Genomic DNA, 23,327 nt, shown 5'->3' with positions numbered 1-23,327 from the left:
GGGGAGACTTCTTTTTATAGCACATTAATTGCCTGACAAATAATTTACATCTCAATCATTTACGGCCGTTAATGGTGCATTTATGGGGCGCTGTACAACTTAACAGTGGCTCGTCAATTTGTACAATATATTCTGTAACATTACCGTTTCATGAACAACACACAACGAATTGAAAAATAAAGAATTTATAAAATATATCCTGATTTTATTAAAAATCTGTACATTTTTTATGTACAGATTTGGAAATTGTGTATACCTTAAATGTAACGTTACTGATTACAAAATTTTACAGGAGCGAAACATGCAGCAGAAAGGTTACGTCGCAGATTCCGCAGCAGCGATCGCACAGTACTTCGAAAAAGCCGCGCTTCCCACTCAACAGGAAACGCTGGGACAAGTTGTGGTTGAAATCCTGAGCGACGGGCGAAACCTTAATCGCAAATCGCTCTGTACCAAGCTGTTAAGCCGCCTCGAAAAAGCCGATGGCCCTGAAGAGGAAGAGCACTATCACATGCTGCTTGGTCTGCTCTTCGAACGGTAAGGTTATGAATAGCAGTGACGCAGATAAGCTGACTGACCAGTTGATTGGGGAAGCCGTTCTTTCTCTGTTGAAAGAGCACGGCCCGATCACCACTGAGGCTCTTGTACAGCGTCTGCGGGATATGAAAGTACATGAAAAGGATCCCCGGCGGCGGGAGACACTGGCGAAGGTGATTGCCGAAATCGGCTCAAACAGCTTCCCATTAAAACGTCGCAGAACCGCGCAAGGACGAATAACAAGAGAGGGACCTCTCAATGATAACCGAGACAATGTAGTGCCGTTATTTGGAAATGGAAAACCGTCCGATCCCAAAAAAATACATTGACTGCAATTTAACAGCTACGGTGAGAACAAATGAGACAAAATATTCAGCTTCAACCCGAATACCATTCTGCTTTTTTAGAAAGCGCGCTGTCGGAGTATTTCCGTCACGCAGGCGATCGTTTTGCTGAAGAGTCCGCTGTTTTTTCTACTGCAGTACGCTGTGTTCTGGCTTCCGAAGGCCATCTGTCAAATAAAGCCATCATTCTGTGGCTCATCCAGACGCTGGAAGCCACCCATGATGTTGTTCAGGCGGATGTTATTCGTAAGACGCTTGAAATCGTCGTGGGTTACACCATGGACGACCTTTAATTCCCAGCCGCTGCTCTCGTGTCATCGTCAAAACTGACGAACATTTGGCGATGACACGTCCCCGCCCTCATAACACCCTGTAAAACAAGCACTTTAAATATGGCATGGTTTCTGCTTAATCCCTTTTACGGGACTGGGCTTACCAGTCATTTTGCTTCATTTCTTAACAGGTCTGTTATTGATGAAAAAAATCGCCAGCGTCTGCCCTTACTGTGGTGCAGGCTGCAAATTAAACCTTGTTGTTGAAAATAACCGTATCCTCCGCGCCGAAGCGGCAGAGGGGGTCACAAACCAGGGGACCTTGTGCCTGAAAGGATTTTACGGCTGGGACTTCCTCAACGACACCCGTCTGCTCACTCCCCGCCTGACCCAACCGATGATCCGTTATCGTAAGGGAGAGGCATTCACCCCCGTGACCTGGGAAGAGGCTATCCGCTACACCGCCCACAAGCTCAGCAGTATCAAAGCGCAATTCGGTCCGCGCGCGATCATGACCACCGGTTCATCACGCGGCACCGGTAATGAAACCAACTACGTGATGCAAAAATTTGCCCGTGCGGTGTTGAACACGAACAACGTAGACTGCTGCGCGCGCGTTTGTCACGGCCCTTCCGTGGCCGGTTTACAGGAGACACTTGGCAACGGCGCAATGAGTAATTCAATCAACGATATTGAAAACTCAAAATGTCTGCTGGTATTTGGCTACAACTGCGCAGACTCCCACCCTATCGTCGCCCGTCGCGTGCTGAAAGCCCGGGAAAACGGTGCAAAAATCATCGTCTGCGATCCGCGCCGCATCGAAACGGCGCGCATTGCCGACCAGCATCTGCAGTTGAAAAACGGCAGTAACATGGCGCTGGTCAACGCTTTTGGCTATGTGCTGCTGGAAGAGGAGCTGTACGACAAAAACTACGTCGCACGCTTTACTGAAGGGCTTGAAGCCTATCGGCAGACGGTCAAAGAGTATGCCCCAGAGCGGGTTGAACACCTCACCGGCATTCCCGCCAGTGACGTTCGTCAGGCAATGCGTACGTTCGCGGCGGCCCCTTCCGCCACCGTGATGTGGGGAATGGGCGTGACCCAGTTTGGTCAGGCTGTGGATGTGGTTAAAGGACTTTCCAGCCTGGCGTTGCTGACCGGCAACCTCGGCCGTCCTGCCGTCGGCGTCGGTCCCGTGCGTGGACAAAACAATGTTCAGGGTGCCTGTGACATGGGCGTGCTGCCGAATATGTTCCCCGGCTATCAGGATGTGACCGATCCCGCCGTCAGACAGAAGTTCGCCGATGCCTGGGGAATTGACGTCAACAAGATGGACGATCGCGTCGGGACGCGCATTACCGAAGTGCCTCACCTGGCGCTGGAAGGCAAGGTCAAAGCCTATTACATCATGGGGGAAGATCCGCTCCAGACGGAAGCCGATCTCGGCCTGGTCCGCAGCGGTTTTGACGCTCTCGATTTTGTCGTGGTTCAGGACATCTTTATGACCAAAACGGCGGAAGTGGCTGACGTGCTGCTCCCTGCCACCTCCTGGGGGGAACACGGCGGCGTCTTTACCTGTGCCGACAGGGGGTTCCAGCGTTTTGGCCAGGCCATTCAGGCCAGCGGCAACGTTAAGCGTGACTGGGAGATCATCAGCCTGCTCGCCACCGAAATGGGCTATCCGATGCACTACGACGATAACCAGCAGATCTGGGACGAGATGCGCGCGTTGTGCCCTCTTTTCTATGGCGTGACCTATGAAAAAATGGGCGAAATGGGCCACGTGCAGTGGCCGTGCCCGACGCTGGATCATCCGGGAACGCCATACCTGTACAAAGACAATCAGTTCGACACCCCAACCGGCAAGGGGCAGCTCTTTGCTGCACCGTGGCGCGCACCGGCAGAAACCCCTGATGATGACTACCCTCTTGTGCTCTGCACGGTGCGTGAAGTGGGACATTATTCCTGCCGATCAATGACCGGGAACTGCGCCGCGCTGCAAAGCCTGGCCGACGAACCTGGCCGGGTACAGATGCATCCAGCCGATGCGGATAAGCTGGGCATCCGTGACGGCCAACTGGTGTGGGTTCGTTCACGCAGGGGCAAGGTCATCACCCGCGCCAGCATCAGTGAGCGTATCAACGCCGGTGCGGTCTATATGACCTACCAGTGGTGGATTGGCGCCTGCAACGAGTTAACGCAGGACAACCTTGACCCTGTCTCTAAAACGCCGGAAACCAAGTACTGCGCGGTAACGCTGGAAGCCATTGAGGACCAGCGCTGGGCGGAGGATTTTGCGGCATCGTCTTACCAGACGATGAAAACGCGGTTGATCAATGCCGTGAACGTGTAAGGAAAAGAGGCTTAACGGTTTTGTAATTCGCAGAAACAGGGGCGCGATCATGAATGACACTATTGCGCCCCTGGTATGATATTGGGAATACTGGTTAACCATGATGGTGAGTCAGATAGTCTCGCAACCGGTTTCCAGGGGTATTCTTCTCCACCATCCTGTGAATCAAGGCCACCAGCTCAAAATCACTGCGCAGGTTGAATTTTTGCATCAGCAAATATTTATGGGTAAAAATAGTTTTATCACTTGTTTTAAGCTTATTCGCGATCTGCCCTACCGATAATCCTCTGTAAAAATTCACCATAACGCGAATTTGCTGTGGCGATAATATTTTATGCTGGCATTCGCTGCAGCTTCTCTTCCTCCAGTGAAAGCTTGAGAGCTGTGTGCGGTACCATGCGATAAACAGCGCCTCGGTGATCCTGTCCAGCGAAGCGCGGCGGGAGATAAAAATCATATCCTGAAAACAGGACGGATATGTCGAGAAACGGTGTTCATCATCCACCAGCCCAACCACAATTCCTTTTTTCCGCGCCTGTAATTCAGGATAACAGGTCAGGGTTTCCCCCTGACATAAAGAGAGAAAAATAATATCGGCGGCACTGACATTTTCATGAGAAAGTTCGCCGTCAAAGTGAAGCAGATGTTTGAAATTATGAAAGAAGAAGTCCACAAGAAAACACTGCAACCCCGCTCTGAAAAATGCGTCGGTCTCTTTAATCACAATATTCAGCATATCAGTTGTACTGCATCGTCATGACCACGACGGCACTGATGCTCCCCGGCGTCGCACCGCCGGTGAAGGATCTGACCGATGCCAGCATGGCTATCGTTGCCGTTCTGTCTGCTGAAACAGGTTGAGTGAGGCTTGCACCCGTTCCTTTCAGCACGCCTGTCGCGGCCTCACTCATCGCAATCGCAACGTGCGTGGCCGAACCGCTGTTCATGTAATAATCCGCTCCCGCATCCGGATCGGGAGTGCCGGTAAAGGAGACCGTCACGCTGCGCGTCCCCGTCGGGCACTGGGTAAATAACAGGTTAAAGGGCACAGGATCGGATGAAGATCCCGGCGTAGCCATATTTGATGCCTGTATATTGCCAAGATTAATATTCAGACTGGCATTCCCTCCATTGAATATACACGGAGCGGCAATAATATTGCCGGTAACGCTGACATTAACGCTGTCCGCCGCAAAGATATTGCTGCTTATTACTGTGGCGGCGAGCGCGGCCGTGCGCAAAATATTCATCGCTTTATCCATCACTGATACGTCAAATTTAAGGTCGCAGAGGCATTGGCCGTGCCGGGCTCAACCGTCGTTTTTGTCTGGTAATAACGCGCCGTTAACGGAAATGTCTGCTGACCGCCCGCGGCAACGGTTAACGGCAGGCGCGTATTTAACGCCAGCGGCGTGCCGTTATAGAGCAACTGAACGCCAACCCCTTTCGCCGTGCCGGTATTCCCTTGCCCCGTAAGTGCCAGCACGCTCGTCGTCGCAACGTCCGGGTTCTGAATACCGCTGATCGAAACATTCACGTTGGCGCCAGGATCGCAGTTAAGTCCAAGATTTTGCGTATTCCGGGCGCCCGCCGGTGTGGTGCCCACCGTCGAGCCAAACGTCGCCGCAGAAATATCGCCGATAGGGAACGTCAGCTGCGGGGTGGTGATGCTGCAGGCCAGCACGTTAACCGTTCCCCCCAGCAGCGTGGTCGTCAGAGCATCACGGTAAATGCCATCGCTCCCCTGCAGCATCACCACGCCCAGTACTCCCGGCGTGAGTGAACCTGACGCGACCGGTCCGGTCACGATAAGTTCTATTTTACCGCCCCACCATTCGACATAGCTGGCCTGCGCGGTATAGGAAAAGGTATTGGTCGGATTTTCAAAATATCCCCCAGATGAAAAACGAATACCAATTCCACTCACGTTTGTGTCATAGACGTGATTTCCGAAAGCGCTCTGGGTTGCATTCAGATATCGCATGCTAAATCCCAGCATTACCGGACTCGTGCATCCCGTTAAATAGGCGCTGGTGATTGACGCATTACGCGAAAATAAAACGGTACCAACGGCCACATCGCGCTGCACCGTAATGGTGCCGATGGACAACGTAGATTCCTGGGGCGTAATCGTCGTGCAGGTGCCTGCATGGGCACTGCTCCAGCCTGCTGCGATACACAGCAGACATATCATCGTAATTAAGCGCATTTTAAAAAACCCTAAAGACAATTGACGTTGAGTTCGGTAATTCCGCCTGCCGATGATGGCGGAGGGAGGACGAACGGTGCGCGGCATTGCCGGTCGCTTTCCGTCCCCCAGGTAACAACGACCGTTCCCCGTGCATCCAGACCGGTGAGATAGACCTGTCCTTTATCGCCAACAATAACGCTGCTGTTATCCACACCGTTCAGGCTCGCCATTGCCCCGAAGGGAACAAATTGGCCGTTATGCGTTAAATTAAACAACACACGGCGCCCCACCTTCGCCTGATAATCAGCCACCACGATCGCGCCACGCGTCGGGGTCACTGTGCGGGTATTAATCTCCAGCTCAACATCATCCGGCATACTTTCCGGAGCAAGGGCGATCTCATTTTTACGGTAAACGGAGAGATTACTGACCACCGTATAGCCCCGGTAATCCGTTTTGACTCCCGCCTGATTGCGGATATCAACATCGTGCGCACCCGGGGCGCTAACCAGCACATTGGTCTCACCGAGAGGCTGTGAGAAGGTGATCCCTTCCCGGTGAGCGAGAACGCCTCCCTGCAGGCCATAGTTAAGGCGCTCGCTGTTTTTGTCATAGCTGTAGCCCGCCGTCAGTTCAGCGTAGGTTCCTTTATAATCACCATTCAGGTTGCCCGTGTAGCCCACGCCATCCGACCCGTACCCCTGCTGCACGTTCCAGTTCAGCGCATGGTTTTCCAGCGCCACCCCGTTCAGACCGATGTTGTGTGTGATGCCGTTATGCTGACTGGCGCTCACGCCATAGTTAGCCCAGGTTTGCGGCAAAAATTTCTCAAGGGGAATACTGACGTTGAAAGCCAGGAGCCGATCACTGTCGTATCGTTTATTACCATCATAAGAACCCGCACTGCCGTTTTTACTGTAAGTCCAGGTCAGTCCGTAACTGATGTTGTGCCAGTAGTTGTTGTAACCCAGGCTGTATGACGCCATCGTTTTACCCGAATTCCAGTAGTCTTCACGGGCCGCGCTCAGGGTCAGCGAACCCAGATTGTTGCCTAACGTCTGGCTCATCGTCAGTTCGGCCCGGTTGCGACGCCGGTCCTGAAGCGCAGTGCTGTCACCCCAGGAATCGAGGATCTCCTGCATGCCGTAGTAACCGCGGGTCGAGTAGCGGTAGCCTGCAATCGAAAACTGGGTTCCGGTCCCCACAAAGTTCTTGCTGTAACGCGCGCGCCAGGATTGCCCGTTGGATTTTTTGCCGTCCTGCGGGGTGGACCAGGCCTGGGTCACGTCCGCAGAAATCGCACCCAAATCGCCCATGTTTTTCCCGAGCCCGGCTGCGACAGACTGGTATTTGCTCGACGCCTGCAACCCACCGTAGAGCGTGACGCCTCGCGAAAGACCATAGATCCCGGTGATTTGCCCAAACGGCGTCTTATCAACGTTATGGTTATAAGAGCGGTACTGGCCCCCGGTCACCGCATATTTCAGGCGCCCCTCGCGCTGCAATACCGGCAAGGAGGCATACGGTAGAGTGAAATGTTGCTCACTGCCGTCAGCTTCCTTGATGGTGACATCCAGATCGCCCGCGCCGCCCGTGGGGTACATATCCGTAATTTCAAATGCACCAGGCGCAACATAGGTCTGATAAATATGATAGCCATTTTGCCGCACCACCACCTGGGCATTGGTCCGCGCGATACCGCGAACTACGGGTGCATAGCCATTCAGCGAATCCGGCAGCATGTCGTCGTCGGAAGCCAGTTGTCCGCCGCGAAACGGCATACTGTCGAACACGTCTGCGGGCGCGGCGCTATCGCCCAGGGTGAGCTGTGCGTTGAGCGGGATAATGGCCCGCTGTGCGTAGGTGTAGACGGTATCCCACGTGTCCTGGCCCGTCTCATCCCGCGACCAGGTGGTGTAGTTGCGCAGCCGCCACGGCCCAACGTTAATGCCCGGGCGTAAGTTGGCATATTGACTGTTACTGTTCTTAATGCCGGCCTGTTTTGCCCGGCTGTTCGCCCCGCTCAGGCTGTAGTTGAGCATCGCGGCGGTGATCCCTTCATCCCATTGTTCCGGGGAAACATACCCTCGTGCAGGCAGATCGATCGCGGCCTGAGGAATACTGATGACCAGCCGCTGCGCGCCGAACTGAAAATCGGTACTGGCATGCGGGATTGCCTGCAGGTTGACACAGGATGTCGTTTCGCTCGTCAGGCCGGGGAACAGTGCGGTTTTGACGCCCCAGCTTTTTAGCTGTGCAATACTCAGACAAGGCAGCAGGCTGTCATTTCCCTTCTCATCGTTTACTGCAATAAAATCAATATCGCCCGTCTCAATAAGCTGGTCGTCAAGAATGATATCAACATGGTATTTCCCTGGTGCCTGCGAACCGGATTCAAACGCAGATAAATCGGCTTTTGCCATCCCGGGATTATCCAGCTCCACCAGCTCGGCGTTAAAGGTTTCCCGGGCATGCGCCACAGATACAGCATGCGTCAGCGCGAAGGTGATATAAACAGCCAGACGCGCGGGTTGCATTTTTATATTTTTCGTTGCCATCATCATAAACCTGACCCACTAATGAGAGCGCCCGTTTTTCAACTATTAAAAACTGGCCTGGTGTCTTATTCCCGGGCTGCCATAATCGTTAATCACGCTGAACTGGATCTGATTGCCAGAAATGCCGGGCGGTAAGCTAAATGCAGCCACTGCGCCCGGTGCCACCCAGGAGGCCTCCTCCAGTTTTTTACCCCCGACGTTTATGTCATTAAAGTTAATGACATAGGGTGTAGGATTAGAGACCTGGATTTTATTTCCGCTGCGGGACCAGGTTAATTTATTTACCTGATCCTCCGGCGTTGACGCCTTCAGCTTTTCCGGACGATAAATAAGCTTGATGCGTGTCTTCACGGCAATCTGCAATGAATTAACCTGTTTCGTGGCTGACGGTATCGCTTTAATGTTCAGCCAGAACAGACTTTCCTTATCTTGCGGCAACGAGCCGGTGATCAAAATACGTTCAATATTCTGCTGACCACCGTTAAGCCTGTAGAGCGGTGGGGTGATGATAAAAGGCGCTTTATTAGCATTACCTTCTGGCATCTCAATCCAGGACTGGATTAAGTAAGGGGCTTCATCCGCATTATTGATGCTGATGGAGGCTTCTTTTTTTCCACCATCAAAAATAACGCGGGTACCGCCAATAATAACCCCGGCAGAAGTCTGTGACAGCGACGCCATAATAACAGCCGCGCTCAGCAGGGCTTTGCTAATAACATTCATTTTGAACCTCTTGATACAAGGGGGCAATGACTGCCCCCACACAACACCTTGCGGAGCGGACTTTTTGCTGCTGAGTAATTAGTTATAAACAACAGAGAAGTTAGCGACGGAGTTTGCAGGACCGGATGTTACCGCTGCCGCCGTTGAAATATACTGCGCATAGAAATCCAACGTATTGTCAGCACTGCTGCTTAACGAATAGTTGTAGCTATTGCTGCTATGCAGCGGCAGGTCAGCTTTATCAGCAGTCATCAAATTGATGGCAACCCCGGTTGCGGCACCGGCGACGGACGTATCAATCGCCAGCAGATCCGTATTGGTCATATCGGGCGTGCCGTCAAAACGGACTTTGGCACTGGTCACGGTTACCGGACAATTCTTCAGAATAATATTGAATTTCGTTGCCGCCGTTCTTGAACCGGTGGTTGGAAATTCTGTTTTATAATAATCACCTAATACCACCACCTGGTTTTGAGAGGCCACCGCAACATCGCAGGCTGAATCCAGGATGTTGCCATTAAAGTTTACGGTGCCCGCAGCCGCAAAGGCATTGCCCATCATTAAGGCGGAACCTGCCGCTACCATTGCTAAAATAATATTCTTTTTCATAATCATCATGTTCCTGTTTACTGGATAACTTTATTTATTATTGAAATTCACGTAGCAGAAAGCCGATAAAAGAACCAGTTAACATTCTTTTATTTCCCAATCGATGGCATAAGGTCTTTCTGACTGACTGGATAAAATTTATATAATCATTTTCCTGAAAACAACTTTTTGATGGTCTAGCTGTAGACTGTGATTTAACGAAAAAACAACATTTATCACAGCAGAAAATTATCGAATAGTGAGCGAGTCTAATTGTAGACCCGACACACTTTCTCCTGTGATTCAGAACGTTAGACGCCTGAGATCCCCCGGTCTACTTTTAGACCTCCGGGGAATATTCCCTGAGTTCTTCATTTTTAAGATAATTCCCTTCGCAGATCAAAAATTGATCATACAAAGCGTCGCTGTGAGGTATCTTATGAATACGCGTTTAACCACCCAACTGAATAATCACCAGTCCTCAGTTCTGGATTTAAAACCGTTCGCCCATATAGACACGCTGATTAAACATGTTTTGCCTGTGGCCAACAGAATGATCATCGGCCGTGGCGAAACGGTACATTATTATAAAGATGATATTCGGCAATGCTTTTTGCTTCTCCAGGGGAGCGTGGCGCTTCATCGGCGCGGCGACGGCATTGTTTTAAACTCTGAATCTACCCCTTTTATTCTCGGTGTCAGCAGTCAGTTTTCCTCTGAGCACCTGTATGTCCGGGCGCTGGAGACCGCAGAGATCGCCCGCGTGCCGCTGGAGAGCTTCAATCAAATTGTGTCGCAACATAATTTATGGGAGCACTTTTCTAAGCTGCTTATTTATACCGCCTCGCGGGTCTACGAACATTGCGCGCAAATATCGCAAATGTCGGCCTACGATATTATCCGCTTCCAGCTTGTAGAACTGATGCAGGAACCCGACGCAATCCGGTTAAATACGACGGCGGCAGCCTACATCAAAAGCCGGACCTATCTTTCGCGCAGCGGAATTATGCGTATCCTCTCGGAACTGCGCACCGGGAAGTACATCACCATGGAGCGTGGCGTGTTGCTCGACATTCATCATCTGCCACGAAAATATTGACCGCCGCCGTGCCGCCAGAGACGATAGACGCTATACTTAGCCAGGTTTATTTAAAGGTTAGCAGCGACCATGTCCCTTCCAGAAACGCCTCAACGTGGCTCACCCTACGCGCAAGAGCTTATTTCTCACTTACTGCCTGACTGTACGACACGACAAACCGCTCGCGGCGAGCTACTTGACCTTCAGATCGATGGTCAGGGAATGTGCTATTTAATTCTTGAGGGGACGGTCGCTATCTACAGAAGAAGCGACGATATGATGCTCTCCACGGCCCGCAGCCCCGCCCTCTTCGGCCTCGCTAATCTGACCGACATTTATTTTAATGACTACCTCAAGACCGTAAGCCCTTGCCTGATAGGCACGCTAACCGCCGAGCGGGTTAATGACATCATCAAAGAAAAGTCCTTGTGGGGGCTGCTTTCAAAACAGCTCATGTTTGTTTATAGCCGTCTTTATAACAACGTGATGCCTCAGGGGGCACCGACGGCGTATGAGATGATTCGCCAGCAGCTCATAAAGCTGATGGAGGAAGATGAGAGCTATCGCGGCAGCGTGACGGCGGAAAGATATATCAGGGAGAAAACCCAGCTCTCCCGAAGCGGGGTCATGCGCATTCTGGCCGATTTAAAAACCGGCGGGTTTATCGAAATGGAAGAAGGTCGTCTCCTTAAAATCAACAAACTTCCTGCCAGATACTGAATGTCAGGCACAAAAAAGGCCGCAATTGCGGCCTTTTCAACACCACTCACTCAATGGACGTGAACGCCCAACCGCCAGGCAAAGTAGATCTCTTCTTTCAGTTCATTCGAAGAGAGCGCCAGCAAATCTGTAAATTCCAGCTCAAGCTGTTTCAGCTTTTTCAGGTACTGCGCCGGAGACAGGTTGCTCTTATCGCGACGTAAATATTCAATTGCCAGCTGTGTTGGGGTTATTTCAGTATCCATGATGTCCTCGCTTATGTACAAATCCTGACCAGTATATCACAACCTGCTGGCTAGTTTTTGACCAAAGGCAATTCATCTGAAAACTTTACACGACCGCCGTCGTCAGACGCGACGAGCAGCAGAGGCGATCCTGCTCATCGAGGATATCAATCTGCCACACCTGGTGACGGCTGCCGGCATGGAGCGCGCGGCAAATACCCCGTACGCGTCCGCTGCGCACTGAGCGAATGTGGTTGGCATTCACCTCAAGCCCGACCACCTTCTGCTCACCTTCGGTGCAGAGATACCCTGCAACCGAGCCCAGCGTTTCGGCCAGCACGACGGACGCACCGCCGTGCAATAAACCAAACGGCTGATGAGTCCGATGATCGACAGGCATTGTGGCCTCAATATCATCGTCGCCAATGCGGATAAACTGGATATCCAGCAGCCCCACCATATTCCCCTCGCCCATGGCATTCAGCGCCTGCAGCGTGACGGCACGTTTCCAGATCATCCAATTATCTCCAGTAAAGCCTGTAATGGGTGGCGTACGCCGTTACCTTCTACCCGTTTCACCTGGCTGCGGCAGGAGTAGCCCGTCGCCAGACAGCGGTTTCGCGGCAAACGCTGCATGGCCTGGTGCCAGGACAGCTCATAGATGCCGAGCGAGTTGGCGTGGTTTTTCACTTCATGACCGTAAGTACCGGCCATCCCACAGCAGCCCACGTTAACGCTCTCCAGCTTCGCCCCGAACCGGGCAAAAATGGATGCCCATTGCGCCGGGGCGCCGGGCAGCGCCGTCACTTCCGTGCAGTGACCGAACAGATACCACGGTTCACCGCTGACATCCTGAACCGCGCGCGCTTCCAGGGCTGACGGCAGCCACTCATGCACCAGCATGACGTGGAATTCGCCGCGCTTATCACCCAGCGTCTGTTTATATTCATCGCGATAGCAAAGCACCAGCGCCGGATCGACGCCGACCATGGGTATACCCAGTTGCGCCACGCGGTTTAAGAAGTCAGCGGTTTTCCGCGCGGTCTTCGCAAAACGCGTCAGGAAGCCTTTAATGTGCTGCGCCTTGCCGTTGGGCGAGAACGGCAGAACCACGGGCTGATACCCCAGTTTTTCGGTCAGGCGGATGAAGTCCGCGACCACTTGGGCGTCGTAGTAGCTGGTGAACGGATCCTGCACCACCAGCACGACATTCGCTTTTTGCTCGGGGGTGAGCGCCTCAAGCTGTTCCAGGGTCATGTTTGCCGAGCGATGCCCGACAAGCTGGCGCTGCAGAGACGGCACCGACAGCAGCGGCAGATCGACCATACCGATATGCTTTTCGGAGAGCTTGCGCACCAGCGGCTGGTTGATAAAGAAGTTAAAGGTCTTAGGCGCGCGCGCCATCAGCGGTGCGTAACTTTCCACGGTTGCCACCAGATGGTCTCTCACCGGGCGCAGATAGCGCGTGTGGTAGAGTTGCAGGAAGCGCGAGCGGAACTCGGGCACATCGATCTTAATCGGGCATTGCGTCGAGCAGGCTTTACAGGCCAGACAGCCGGACATCGCCTCTTTCACCTCATGGGAGAAATCATACTCGCCCTTACTGGCATGCCAGCTATTGCGGGTGCGCTCAATCAGCGAGCGCAGGCTGGCCCGTTTTTCCGGTATCTGCTGCTCCAGCCTGAGCGGATCAACGCCGCGATCGGCCAGCAGGCGCAGCCATTCGCGCACCAGGGTCGCCCGCCCTTTCGGAGAATGGATACGGTTGCTGGTGATTTTCATCGACGGACACATCGGGCTTTTCACATCGAAGTTAAAGCACAGGCCATTGCCGTTGCACTCCAACGCGCCGCGCCAGGAGGCTCGTACCGCAATTGGGATCTGCCTGTCGTAAGTCCCGCGCTTGACGGCATCAACCTGGCACATTGGCGCATCCACGCCTTCAGGCGGGCAGATCTTTCCGGGATTGAGGCGGTTATGCGGGTCGAAGGCCGCTTTGACTTTGCGTAATTCCGCATAGAGCTGTTCGCCGAAGAAGGCCGGGCTGTATTCCGCGCGGAACCCTTTCCCGTGCTCCCCCCACAGCAGACCGCCATATTTGGCGGTCAAGGCCACCACATCGTCAGAGATCTGCTTCATCAGGATCTCCTGCTGCGGGTCGCACATGTCCAGCGCCGGGCGCACGTGCAGCACCCCGGCATCGACGTGGCCGAACATGCCGTAGCTCAGGCCGTGGCTGTCCAGCAACGCGCGAAACTCAACGATATAATCCGCCAGATGCTCAGGCGGCACGCAGGTGTCTTCGGCAAACGGAATCGGCTTCGCTGCGCCTTTTGCATTACCGAGCAGGCCCACGGCTTTTTTGCGCATCGCATAGATACGCTCAATACCGGCCAGATCGTTACAGAGCTGCCAGCCAATCACGCCGCCTTCACCCTGCGCAATGAGATCATCCAGACGCTGGCAGAGCGTCGTCACCTGGCTTTCAATCAGTTCCGCGTCATCGCCAGCAAACTCCACGATATTGAGACCCAGCATCTCTTTATCCGGCACGTCGGTAATCAGCTCCCGCACGGAGTGCCAGACAATGTCCTCCCGCGCCAGATTCAGCACTTTAGAGTCGACGGTTTCTACCGACAGCGCCTGCGCCTCAACCATAAACGGTGCATTACGCAGCGCGGAGTCGAAGGAGTCATATTTGACGTTCACCAGACGACGCACCTTCGGTAAACGGGTGATATCCAGCCGTGCCTCAGTGATAAACGCCAGCGTGCCTTCAGAGCCGGTCAACACCCGGGTTAAATCGAACTGCGTCAGATCGTCGTTAAAGACGTGACGCAAGTCGTAGCCTGTTAAGAAGCGGTTCAGTTTGGGGAATTTATCGAGGATCAGCTGGCGGTTGTCACGACAGCGCTCCAGCACCGTGCGATAAACACGCCCGATGGTGGTGTTGTCTTTACCCAGCGTTTCCGCCAGTTCGACCGGCATCGGCTGGGTATCAAGAATATCGCCACCCAGCAGAACCGCACGCACGCCCAGCACGTGATCGGAGGTTTTTCCGTAGACCAGCGACCCCTGACCGGACGCATCGGTATTGATCATGCCCCCAAGGGTCGCACGGTTACTGGTGGAGAGTTCCGGCGCGAAGAAGTAACCGTAAGGCTTGAGATACTGATTTAGCTGATCTTTGATGACGCCCGCTTCAACCCGCACCCATCCCTCTTCAGGATTGATCTCAATGATGCGGTTCATATAGCGCGACATGTCAATAATAATGCCCTGGTTCAGCGCCTGACCATTGGTCCCGGTGCCGCCGCCACGCGGCGTAAAGACCAGAGAGGCGAACCGCTCTTGCGTGGCCAGCCGGGCAATCAGCGCTACGTCGGCGGTTGAACGAGGGAAAACGACGGCATCGGGAAGAAGCTGGTAGATACTGTTATCGGTGGCCATCGTCAGCCTGTCGGCATAGTTCGTGGCGGTATCACCTGTAAAACCCTGTTGCTCCAGTGCCTGCAAAAAATTAAGCACCAGTTGAACGACGCCAGGTGCCTGAGAAATCTGTGGGATCATTACTGTCGACCCTAATTAGAGTAATGTGAAATCGTTTGCGTTGTGTCTGGAAAGTTTTATCACATTTTTTTCTTATGTGCTTCGTAGAATTACGGGCAAAATCCGCCTGTCAAAAACCGCTGAGATCATTAATGATTAGAGAGACGCGGTTTTCCGTTCCCGCCAGCCATACTGGCGTTCTTTTAAGGAAAGTTTTATTTATGGTCAATGTTCGCCAGCCCAGGGATGTTGCGCAAATTTTGCTGTCGGTGCTGTTCCTGGCCCTCATGATTATTGCCTGCTTGTGGATCGTTCAACCCTTTATTCTCGGCTTCGCCTGGGCCGGAACCGTTGTGGTGGCTACCTGGCCTTTGCTGCTGCGTTTGCAGAAACTGCTGTTCGGCCGTCGCGGTCTCGCCGTACTGGTGATGACGCTACTGTTGTTCCTGCTGTTTATTATTCCGATTGCCTTGCTGGTTAATAGCCTGGTGGACTCCAGTGGTCCGGTGATTCGTGCCGTTACCAGTGGCGATTTGACGCTGCCGGATCTCGCCTGGCTGAACAGCATCCCTGTTGTGGGTGCCAAACTCTATAGCGGCTGGCACAGCCTGCTGGAGATGGGCGGCAGCGCGCTGATGGCGAAAGTGCGTCCGTATATTGGCACCACCACCACCTGGTTTGTGGGTCAGGCGGCCCATATTGGTCGCTTTATGATGCACTGTACTCTGATGCTGCTGTTCAGCGCCCTGCTCTACTGGCGCGGTGAGCAGGTGGCGTTAGGCGTACGTCACTTTGCCACCCGACTGGCGGGCAAACGCGGCGATGCCGCCGTGCTGCTGGCGGCACAGGCCGTGCGCGCCGTGGCGCTTGGCGTGGTGGTAACGGCCCTGGTGCAGGCGGTGCTGGGCGGTATCGGCCTGGCGATTTCCGGCGTCCCGTACGCGACCGTCTTTACCGTTGTCATGCTGATGACCTGTCTTGCGCAACTGGGCCCCTTACTGGTGCTGGTTCCCAGCATTATCTGGCTTTACTGGACAGGTGACACCACGTGGGGAACGGTTCTGCTGGTGTGGAGTTGCGTGGTCGGCACCATGGATAACGTGATTCGTCCCATCCTCATCCGCATGGGCGCAGACCTGCCGCTGATTCTGATCCTCTCCGGGGTGATCGGTGGGTTGATTGCCTTCGGAATGATTGGCCTGTTTATTGGCCCGGTACTGCTCGCCGTGACCTGGCGTCTGTTCTCCGCCTGGGTGCATGAAATTCCACCGCCGGAAACTGACCCGGACGTGATTCTGGGCGAACTGGAAGAGCTGGAAGAGAAGAACACGCATTAAGTTTTGTTGCCGGGTGGCGCTAACGCTTACCCGGCCTACATTCTTCCCCATAATACTTAAACGCTGCTAAAGTATTTATTCGTTGTACACTGGTCAGACCCGCCCTTTCAACAGTAAGTCTGCTATAAACCTCAAGAAATCTTTACTTCTCTTTAACTATTGAGACGAATCTGATCGACGCTAAAAGCGCACATGCCTACTATTAGCTCACGGTTATAGATCAACACCTTGATTTATAAGCATGGAAATCCCCTGAGTGAAACAACGAATTGCTGTGTGTAGTCTTTGCCCATCTCCCACGATGGGCTTTTTTTTATCCTGCCTACGCGCGTGTCACTTCACAGGTACTGATCATCCGCCATTCAGCAGGTACAACCCGCGTCTCCCCGGTGACGTTGACCGACACGATCTCACGGATGTCCGCCGACGATGCGCCAATCTGCAGTTCAAACTCACCCGGCTCAACAATGCGCTTGCCATCACGACGGGTGAAATTAAACATCTCCACCGGCAACGTAAAGTTCAGCGTGGCGGTCTCCCCCGGCGAGAGCGTGACGCGCTGGAAGGCCTTCAGCTCCTGGAGCGGTCGTACCTGCGTGGCGACCTTATCCCTGACGTAAACCTGCACCACTTCGCTGCCGCTGCGTTCGCCGTTATTGGTGACATCCAGACTGATGACCACCTCGCCGTCGACTGGCACGCTCGCTGCTGCTACCTTCGCGGCTCCCCAGCTAAATTGCGTCCAGCCGAGACCGAAACCAAACGGATAACGTGCACCGAAGTGGAACGCGAACGGCGTCCCGCCGCTTTTCAGCTTGTGATTGTAGTAATACGGCATCGCGCCGGCGCTTTTCGGCACGCTCACCACCAGGCGCCCCTGCGGCTCGGCGCGACCGGTTAGCACGTCCGCAATCGCCCAGCCACCTTCCTGCCCTGGCGCCCATGCCATCATCAACGCCGCGACCTTATCCTCCAGCCCCTGCAGGTTGTAGGGACGCCCGCCGGTCATGACAACGATGACCGGTTTTCCGGTTGCCACCAGCGCGTCCAGTAGCTGTTGCTGCACGCCGGGCAGGTTTAGCGAGTCGGTATCGGAGCCTTCCCCTACCGTGCCGCTCTGGAACAGCCCAGCGAGGTCGCCGACGCAGGCCACCACCACATCACTCTGCTGCGCAGCGTTTACCGCCTCGGGGATCAAGGCGGTGCTCTGCGACACCGGTGACTGCTGCATCGGTTTACCGCCGCTGTCGCCAGGGAAGACAGGTGCACCCGCCATGCGTTTTTCGATAATGTGACACCCTTTGGCGTAGCGCACGTTCGCTGCGCCCAGGTAATGTTCCAGCGCCGCGCGCGGAGTCGTCACCTGCGAAGTCTCCTCCACCATATCGCTGATAATCAGGTGAACCGGGAAACTGTAGCCGCTGAGCAGGGCCAGCGGATCGTCTGCGGTCGGGCCCACCAGCGCCACGCGCGGTTTTCCACCGAGGGGCAAAATGCCGTTGTTTTCCAGAAGCGTGACAGATTGCGTCGCCACGTCCCGCGCGACCTGGCGGGTTGCTTCGTTTTGCAGATCGATCCCGTTTTCGTCGGCATACGGGTGTTCAAACAGCCCCAGCCGGAATTTTTCGGTCAGCACGCGCCCCACGATTTCATCGACTTTGGCCATGGAAATCAGCCCACGCTCAACGGCCTCTGCGAGGTGTCGTGCGCAGTCATCTTTCGGCAGTTCAACATCAAGCCCGGCGTTAAATGCCAGTGCGGCCGATTCCGCCGCATCGTGGGAAATGCCATGGTGCTGGTGCAGCAGGCTGACGCCGCCATAATCCGCGACAATGATGCCGTCGAAACCCCAGTGCTCACGCAACACGGTGGTCAACAGGAAGCTGTCACTGTGTCCCGGCTGATTATCAATGTCATGATAGGCGGGCATCACCGAACCGGCATTGGCCAGCTTGACCGCCATTTCAAACGGCAGCAGGAAGGTGTCGTTCAGCTCGCTAAAGCCCAGGTGGACCGGAGCATGGTTGCGCGCCCCTTCGCTGAACGAGTGACCCACGTAATGCTTAAGCGTCGCCAGCAGATCGCGCTTGTCGCTCTGCAACCCTTTGACGTATGCTGTCGCCATCACCCCCACCAGCCACGGATCTTCCCCGAAGGTCTCTTCGGTGCGCCCCCAGCGCACGTCGCGGGAAACGTCCAGTACCGGGGCCAGCCCCTGCTGGCAGCCCACAGAGCGCGCCTCTTTGCCAATCTGCTCTGCTGCACGCTGCACAAGTTCAGGGTTCCAGGTGGAACCGTAATTCAGCGAGGACGGGAACAGCGTTGCGTCTTTGCACAGCAGTCCTACCAGACACTCCTCGTGGAACAGCGCAGGAATGCCGAGACGGGTCTCTTCCATCATCATACGTTGCAGGCGGTTCGCCGCGCGCACGCCGGTTTTTGCGTCAACAATATGGGTGCCCAGCGGGCGGGTGATCTGCCCGACGCCCAGTTTTAGCCGTTCCCCGAGCGACGCCTGCTCGCTCACACCGGCGAATTCGTCGCTCAGATCGCTTCGCTCGCGGTGGTTACCGTTTTCGTCGAGGATCAGCCAGTAGGCATGCATCTGGGCGAACTTCTCTTCCGGGGTCATACGCGCCAGTAAATCGGCGACGCGCTCGTGCACGGGACGTCCCGCGTCCTTATAGATAGCTGTCATGTTTTACTCCTGTAGTGCGGAAGGGGTTGCCGGGCTGAGCTGCCCCGCTTCGGGTCTGACCTCACGCTTGCTGGCCAGCTCACGGGCGATGGAATCCACCAGCCGGCTGTTAAGCTTGTAGATGGAAAGTAGCGCCACCATGCAGAGGAAGAGCGCGCATGGGATAAGGGTGAAAAGCGCGTTAATGGTCGACAGCACGTGCGGCGTCTGGGCTGCCTGGCCCGGCGCATAATCCACCATGCCCAGTACCCAGCCCACCACCGCCCCGCCGAGCGCCAGGCCAAATTTGATGGCAAACAGCGCGGTGGAGAAGACCAGCCCGTCCAGGCGACGGCCGCTGCGATGCTCTTCGTAGTCGACCACATCGGAGAACATGGTCCACTGGAGCGGCGTGGTGAGGTTTTGAATAAAGCTAAAGACAATGTTAAGGCCGAAGATCAGCCAGACCTGCGAAGGCGGCAGGAAGAAAATCAGCGCGCCGAAAATGACGAAGGAAATAATCGTCCACTGGTAAGCACGAACGCGGTCAAATTTACCCAGCAGCCGTTCAGATAATAATGCGCCGCTTAAGGAGGCCACCATTCCGGAAACAATAAAGGCAAATACCAGATCCGGGCGCAACAGCACATAGTTCACGTAATACATCGTGGCGGAGCCGCGCGTTACCACCGCGGTCAGCAGCAAAATATTAAACAGGAACACAATACGCCACTGGCTGTTGCGGCCCAGCAGTTTTAAATCGGTGAGCATGGAGCCGGAGGTATCATTGCGCGGAGAATACCGCTCGCGGGTCATCAGGAAGCAGCAGAAGAACAGCACAATGCCCAGCAGCCCCATCAGGCTCATGGCATAGAAATAGCCTTTCTGCACGTTGCCCTGGCCCAGCAGTGAGACCAGCGGCAAGGCGATAACCGTCACAATCAACCCGCCAATAAATGACAGACCAAAGCGCCATGACTGCAGGGAGTGACGCTCGCGCGGGTCCAGCGTGAGTGCGCCCGGCATGGCGCAGTAAGGCACGTTAATCGCTGAGTAAATCAGGCTCAGGATAGCGTAGGTCAGGCAGGCATAAACGATTTTAGCCGTCGGCCCGACGTCCGGTACATAGAAGGTGATAAGGCAGCTCACGCCAAAAGGAATGGCAAACCACAGCAGCCATGGACGGAAACGACCATGACGCGTCTGGGTGCGGTCAACCAGTGCGCCAATGCACGGGTCTACAAACGCATCAACCACGCGCACCACTAAAAACATGGTCCCCATAATGGCCGCGGGTAAACCAAAAACATCCGTATAGAAGTAAGCAAGAAATAACGTTGCCGTTTGCCAGACCAGCGCGCTGGCCATATCACCTAAGCCATAACCTATTTTATCTTTGGTACGCAATACAGAGGAAAGTGTCATTGTTATTTGCCTTTTTATCAGGTTAAAACGTATTTCAACCAGTTGCGCATCTTCTGAAGAGAAATGCGCAGTAAGGCTCAAGTATTAGCAACGCTTTGCGCGCTAACAATTGTCTAAATTAACAGACAAATTATGATATTTGGTTTTTTACTTTATTTGTGATGGGGAGCAAATATGAAATGAAATAAAAAAGGCGAGGAATAATATCCTCGCCTTTTCGGGTCATGCTGGCGTTACTTGTTCAGTTCCGCCAGGCTCAGCCAGGTTTGCACCACGGTGTCCGGGTTCAGGGACAGGCTATCAATCCCCTCCTCCATCAGCCAGGCGGCAAAGTCTTCATGGTCAGAAGGACCCTGACCACAAATCCCGACGTATTTACCCTGTTTCTTCGCCGCACGGATGGACATGGAGAGCAGCGCTTTCACCGCCTCGTTACGCTCATCGAACAGCTCAGAGACCACGCCGGAGTCGCGGTCCAGGCCCAGCGTCAGCTGCGTCATGTCGTTCGAGCCGATAGAGAAGCCGTCAAAGTGTTCGAGGAACTGCTCGGCCAGCAGGGCGTTGGACGGGATCTCACACATCATGATGATCTTCAGTCCGTTTTCACCGCGCTTGAGCCCCTGACGCGCCAGCTCGTCCACTACCGCTTTCGCCTGATCCACCGTACGCACGAACGGGATCATGATTTCGACGTTGGTCAGCCCCATGTCGTTGCGCACGCGTTTCACCGCTTCACACTCCAGCGCGAAGCAGTCGCGGAAGCTGTCGGACACGTAGCGTCCGGCGCCGCGGAAGCCCAGCATTGGGTTCTCTTCTTCCGGCTCGTAGCGCTCACCGCCGACCAGGTTGGCGTATTCGTTTGACTTAAAGTCAGACAGACGCACGATCACGCGTTTCGGGTAGAACGCCGCGCCCAGCGTGGCGATCCCTTCGGTCAGACGGCCAACGTAGAACTCTTTCGGCGAGTCGTAGCCTTTCATCATCTCGCGGATTTCGTTCTGCAGTTTCGCGTCCTGGTCGTCAAACTCCAGCAGCGCACGCGGGTGCACGCCGATCATGCGGTTGATGATAAATTCCAGACGCGCCAGGCCAACGCCTTCGTTCGGCAGGCAGGCGAAGTCAAACGCACGGTCCGGGTTACCGACGTTCATCATAATTTTCAGCGGCAGATCCGGCATGGTATCCACGCTGGAGCTCTTCACGCTGAAGTCGAGGATATCGGCATACACGTAGCCCGTATCGCCTTCGGCACAGGAGACGGTTACGTTCTGTCCGTCCTTCATGCGTTCGGTTGCGTCACCGCAGCCGACAACCGCAGGAATACCCAGTTCGCGGGCAATGATCGCCGCATGGCAGGTACGGCCGCCTCGGTTGGTGACGATGGCCGCCGCTTTTTTCATGATCGGTTCCCAGTCCGGGTCGGTCATGTCGGTCACCAGTACATCGCCTGGCTCAATACGGTTCATCTCGCTGATGTCGTGGATCACTTTCACCGGACCGGCACCGATGCGGTGACCAATCGCGCGACCTTCCGCCACAATTTTGCCCTGGGCGTGCAGCGTATAACGCTCCATCACCTGACCGCGAGAACGGACGGTCTCCGGACGCGCCTGGACGATAAACAGCTTGCCGGTGTTCCCGTCTTTCGCCCATTCGATATCCATCGGACGGCCGTAGTGTTTTTCAATCTGCACCGCCTGCTTCGCCAGTTCCTGCACTTCGGCGTCGGTCAGGGAGAAGCGGTCGCGCTGCTCCTGCGGCACATCTTCAATCTTAACCTGCTTGCCATGCTCCTGGGTTGGGGCATAGATCATGCGGATTTTTTTCGAGCCCATGGTGCGGCGCACCACCGCCGGGCGACCCGCGGCCAGCGTCGGCTTGTGTACATAAAATTCGTCAGGATTCACCGCGCCCTGCACCACCATCTCACCCAGACCCCATGCAGAGGTGATGAACACCACCTGGTCGAAACCCGATTCGGTATCGATGGAGAACATCACGCCGGATGAGCCTACGTCTGAACGCACCATGCGCTGGACGCCAGCGGAGAGCGCGACGCCGCGATGGTCGTAGCCCTGGTGCACGCGATAGGAGATGGCGCGGTCGTTGAACAGGGAAGCAAATACGTGCTTCACGGCCACCAGCACCGCATCATAGCCCTGAACGTTCAGGAAGGTTTCCTGCTGCCCGGCGAACGACGCGTCCGGCATGTCTTCTGCGGTTGCGGAAGAACGCACGGCAAAGGAGGCCTGCGCATCGTCAGCGGAGAGCTGGTTGTAAGCATCGTGAATGGCTTTTTCCAGTTCCGGCTGGAAAGGTGTGTCGATGATCCACTGGCGGATCTGCGCCCCGGCTTTGGCAAGCTCGGTCACATCATCAATATCCGTTTTATCCAGCAGGTCGTAAATGCGCTGGTTTACACCGCTCTGGTCTAAAAACAGGTTAAACGCATCGGCGGTTGTGGCAAACCCGTTTGGTACGGAAACACCCATACCGGACAGATTTGTAATCATTTCACCCAGGGAGGCATTTTTGCCCCCAACTCTGTCTACATCATTCATGCCGAGTTGGTTATACCAAAGCACCAGCGGTGACGAGCCATTGTTGGACATCGAAACAATCCTTTTGTGATATTTGATCGGAGTAAGTAACACCTGACTACGTATTTATACTGGCATATTTATTTGCGCTAAAAAAACGGTGAATCGTGTAAGCAATTTAAATTTTCAACTTTTCGGATAGTTTCCCACC

General features: G+C 54.5%; 19 protein-coding genes and 1 other RNA gene. 8 read left to right on the top strand and 12 right to left on the bottom strand.

Annotated elements, in window-relative coordinates:
* Positions 1–301: 301 nt before the first annotated feature.
* The 4 genes from ycgZ (at position 302) to fdhF (ending at position 3,506) form a co-directional block, all read left to right on the top strand.
* Entirely contained in the window at positions 302–541 is a 240-nt protein-coding gene (ycgZ, locus tag L3068_RS09340) for a regulatory protein YcgZ (protein WP_008500634.1), read from the top strand.
* Positions 542–545: 4 nt separating this feature from the next.
* Positions 546–866, top strand: a complete 321-nt coding sequence (locus L3068_RS09335) for a hypothetical protein (RefSeq protein ID WP_032628871.1) — start codon at positions 546–548, stop codon at positions 864–866.
* 29 nt (positions 867–895) lie between these two features.
* Positions 896–1,174 carry a biofilm/acid-resistance regulator YmgB/AriR gene (locus L3068_RS09330; protein WP_014883526.1) on the top strand — a complete coding sequence of 93 codons (279 nt, stop codon included), beginning with the start codon at positions 896–898 and terminating at the stop codon, positions 1,172–1,174.
* A gap of 181 nt (positions 1,175–1,355) precedes the next feature.
* Complete coding sequence (gene fdhF, locus L3068_RS09325; protein WP_032636849.1) at positions 1,356–3,506, top strand: formate dehydrogenase subunit alpha; 2,151 nt, start codon at positions 1,356–1,358, stop codon at positions 3,504–3,506.
* 94 nt (positions 3,507–3,600) lie between these two features.
* Here fdhF and L3068_RS09320 read toward each other — a convergent pair whose 3' ends face one another.
* The 6 genes from L3068_RS09320 to L3068_RS09295 all read right to left on the bottom strand — a co-directional run bounded on the left by L3068_RS09320 (position 3,601) and on the right by L3068_RS09295 (position 9,587).
* Positions 3,601–4,242, bottom strand: a complete 642-nt coding sequence (locus tag L3068_RS09320; RefSeq protein WP_023332797.1) for a helix-turn-helix transcriptional regulator — start codon at positions 4,240–4,242, stop codon at positions 3,601–3,603.
* Between the two features lies 1 nt (position 4,243).
* On the bottom strand, positions 4,244–4,756 hold the full coding sequence (locus L3068_RS09315) for a fimbrial protein (protein ID WP_023332796.1): 513 nt from the start codon (positions 4,754–4,756) through the stop codon (positions 4,244–4,246).
* 11 nt (positions 4,757–4,767) lie between these two features.
* Positions 4,768–5,715, bottom strand: coding sequence for a fimbrial protein (locus L3068_RS09310; RefSeq protein ID WP_023332795.1), 948 nt, complete (start codon positions 5,713–5,715; stop codon positions 4,768–4,770).
* An 11-nt stretch (positions 5,716–5,726) separates the two neighbouring features.
* Positions 5,727–8,255 (bottom strand): fimbria/pilus outer membrane usher protein, encoded by a 2,529-nt coding sequence (locus L3068_RS09305; RefSeq protein WP_117581541.1) that lies wholly within the window; start codon positions 8,253–8,255, stop codon positions 5,727–5,729.
* Between the two features lie 45 nt (positions 8,256–8,300).
* Entirely contained in the window at positions 8,301–8,978 is a 678-nt protein-coding gene (locus tag L3068_RS09300) for a fimbrial biogenesis chaperone (protein WP_117581543.1), read from the bottom strand.
* A 78-nt stretch (positions 8,979–9,056) separates the two neighbouring features.
* Positions 9,057–9,587, bottom strand: coding sequence for a fimbrial protein (locus L3068_RS09295; RefSeq protein WP_032645360.1), 531 nt, complete (start codon positions 9,585–9,587; stop codon positions 9,057–9,059).
* Between the two features lie 418 nt (positions 9,588–10,005).
* On the opposite strand from L3068_RS09295, the gene L3068_RS09290 reads away from it, so the two are divergent.
* The gene (locus L3068_RS09290; protein ID WP_014883518.1) at positions 10,006–10,665 is read left to right on the top strand and encodes a helix-turn-helix domain-containing protein; all 660 of its coding nucleotides are present in this window, start codon (positions 10,006–10,008) and stop codon (positions 10,663–10,665) included.
* A 69-nt stretch (positions 10,666–10,734) separates the two neighbouring features.
* Positions 10,735–11,364 (top strand): helix-turn-helix domain-containing protein, encoded by a 630-nt coding sequence (locus L3068_RS09285; protein ID WP_214602795.1) that lies wholly within the window; start codon positions 10,735–10,737, stop codon positions 11,362–11,364.
* A gap of 50 nt (positions 11,365–11,414) precedes the next feature.
* Here the strand turns inward: L3068_RS09285 and L3068_RS09280 are convergent, their stop codons facing one another.
* The 3 genes from L3068_RS09280 to ydiJ all read right to left on the bottom strand — a co-directional run bounded on the left by L3068_RS09280 (position 11,415) and on the right by ydiJ (position 15,158).
* The gene (locus tag L3068_RS09280) at positions 11,415–11,609 is read right to left on the bottom strand and encodes a YdiH family protein (RefSeq protein ID WP_003857766.1); all 195 of its coding nucleotides are present in this window, start codon (positions 11,607–11,609) and stop codon (positions 11,415–11,417) included.
* Positions 11,610–11,694: 85 nt separating this feature from the next.
* A complete protein-coding gene (gene menI / locus L3068_RS09275) occupies positions 11,695–12,105 on the bottom strand; it encodes a 1,4-dihydroxy-2-naphthoyl-CoA hydrolase (RefSeq protein WP_048996576.1) in 411 nt (136 codons plus the stop codon).
* A complete protein-coding gene (gene ydiJ / locus L3068_RS09270) occupies positions 12,102–15,158 on the bottom strand; it encodes a D-2-hydroxyglutarate dehydrogenase YdiJ (RefSeq protein ID WP_117581545.1) in 3,057 nt (1,018 codons plus the stop codon). Before ydiJ ends, menI begins: the two co-directional genes overlap by 4 nt.
* Positions 15,159–15,358: 200 nt before the next feature.
* Between ydiJ and ydiK the strand changes: the two genes are divergently transcribed.
* Together ydiK and rprA are read left to right on the top strand one after the other, a co-directional pair.
* A complete protein-coding gene (gene ydiK, locus L3068_RS09265; RefSeq protein WP_014883514.1) occupies positions 15,359–16,474 on the top strand; it encodes an AI-2E family transporter YdiK in 1,116 nt (371 codons plus the stop codon).
* Between the two features lie 209 nt (positions 16,475–16,683).
* An RNA gene (rprA, locus tag L3068_RS09260) (antisense sRNA RprA) lies at positions 16,684–16,791 on the top strand.
* Between the two features lie 5 nt (positions 16,792–16,796).
* Here the strand turns inward: rprA and L3068_RS09255 are convergent.
* From L3068_RS09255 to ppsA, 3 genes are all read right to left on the bottom strand, one after another.
* Positions 16,797–19,172 (bottom strand): glycoside hydrolase family 3 N-terminal domain-containing protein, encoded by a 2,376-nt coding sequence (locus L3068_RS09255; protein WP_117581547.1) that lies wholly within the window; start codon positions 19,170–19,172, stop codon positions 16,797–16,799.
* A gap of 3 nt (positions 19,173–19,175) precedes the next feature.
* Positions 19,176–20,576: an MFS transporter gene (locus L3068_RS09250; RefSeq protein ID WP_014883512.1), complete on the bottom strand. Its 1,401-nt coding sequence runs from the start codon at positions 20,574–20,576 to the stop codon at positions 19,176–19,178.
* A 233-nt stretch (positions 20,577–20,809) separates the two neighbouring features.
* On the bottom strand, positions 20,810–23,188 hold the full coding sequence (gene ppsA / locus L3068_RS09245; RefSeq protein WP_014883511.1) for a phosphoenolpyruvate synthase: 2,379 nt from the start codon (positions 23,186–23,188) through the stop codon (positions 20,810–20,812).
* Positions 23,189–23,327 lie beyond the last annotated feature (139 nt).

Source organism: Enterobacter cloacae complex sp. ECL414 (assembly GCF_021869685.1).
GTDB lineage: Bacteria > Pseudomonadota > Gammaproteobacteria > Enterobacterales > Enterobacteriaceae > Enterobacter > Enterobacter kobei.
Note: the sequence above shows the minus strand (reverse complement) of the source record. Positions and strands in the feature narration are given on the sequence as shown.

Excerpts from the sequence above, each read along its gene's own strand:
- L3068_RS09315 (WP_023332796.1), bottom strand. The coding sequence starts at position 4,756 with ATGAATATTTTGCGCACGGCCGCGCTCGCCGCCACAGTAATAAGCAGC.
- fdhF (WP_032636849.1), top strand. The coding sequence starts at position 1,356 with ATGAAAAAAATCGCCAGCGTCTGCCCTTACTGTGGTGCAGGCTGCAAA.
- L3068_RS09295 (WP_032645360.1), bottom strand. The coding sequence starts at position 9,587 with ATGAAAAAGAATATTATTTTAGCAATGGTAGCGGCAGGTTCCGCCTTA.
- L3068_RS09285 (WP_214602795.1), top strand. The coding sequence starts at position 10,735 with ATGTCCCTTCCAGAAACGCCTCAACGTGGCTCACCCTACGCGCAAGAG.
- L3068_RS09310 (WP_023332795.1), bottom strand. The coding sequence starts at position 5,715 with ATGCGCTTAATTACGATGATATGTCTGCTGTGTATCGCAGCAGGCTGG.
- ydiK (WP_014883514.1), top strand. The coding sequence starts at position 15,359 with ATGGTCAATGTTCGCCAGCCCAGGGATGTTGCGCAAATTTTGCTGTCG.
- L3068_RS09330 (WP_014883526.1), top strand. The coding sequence starts at position 896 with ATGAGACAAAATATTCAGCTTCAACCCGAATACCATTCTGCTTTTTTA.
- L3068_RS09300 (WP_117581543.1), bottom strand. The coding sequence starts at position 8,978 with ATGAATGTTATTAGCAAAGCCCTGCTGAGCGCGGCTGTTATTATGGCG.
- menI (WP_048996576.1), bottom strand. The coding sequence starts at position 12,105 with ATGATCTGGAAACGTGCCGTCACGCTGCAGGCGCTGAATGCCATGGGC.
- L3068_RS09250 (WP_014883512.1), bottom strand. The coding sequence starts at position 20,576 with ATGACACTTTCCTCTGTATTGCGTACCAAAGATAAAATAGGTTATGGC.
- L3068_RS09280 (WP_003857766.1), bottom strand. The coding sequence starts at position 11,609 with ATGGATACTGAAATAACCCCAACACAGCTGGCAATTGAATATTTACGT.
- L3068_RS09290 (WP_014883518.1), top strand. The coding sequence starts at position 10,006 with ATGAATACGCGTTTAACCACCCAACTGAATAATCACCAGTCCTCAGTT.
- L3068_RS09335 (WP_032628871.1), top strand. The coding sequence starts at position 546 with ATGAATAGCAGTGACGCAGATAAGCTGACTGACCAGTTGATTGGGGAA.
- ppsA (WP_014883511.1), bottom strand. The coding sequence starts at position 23,188 with ATGTCCAACAATGGCTCGTCACCGCTGGTGCTTTGGTATAACCAACTC.
- L3068_RS09255 (WP_117581547.1), bottom strand. The coding sequence starts at position 19,172 with ATGACAGCTATCTATAAGGACGCGGGACGTCCCGTGCACGAGCGCGTC.
- L3068_RS09305 (WP_117581541.1), bottom strand. The coding sequence starts at position 8,255 with ATGGCAACGAAAAATATAAAAATGCAACCCGCGCGTCTGGCTGTTTAT.
- ydiJ (WP_117581545.1), bottom strand. The coding sequence starts at position 15,158 with ATGATCCCACAGATTTCTCAGGCACCTGGCGTCGTTCAACTGGTGCTT.
- ycgZ (WP_008500634.1), top strand. The coding sequence starts at position 302 with ATGCAGCAGAAAGGTTACGTCGCAGATTCCGCAGCAGCGATCGCACAG.
- L3068_RS09320 (WP_023332797.1), bottom strand. The coding sequence starts at position 4,242 with ATGCTGAATATTGTGATTAAAGAGACCGACGCATTTTTCAGAGCGGGG.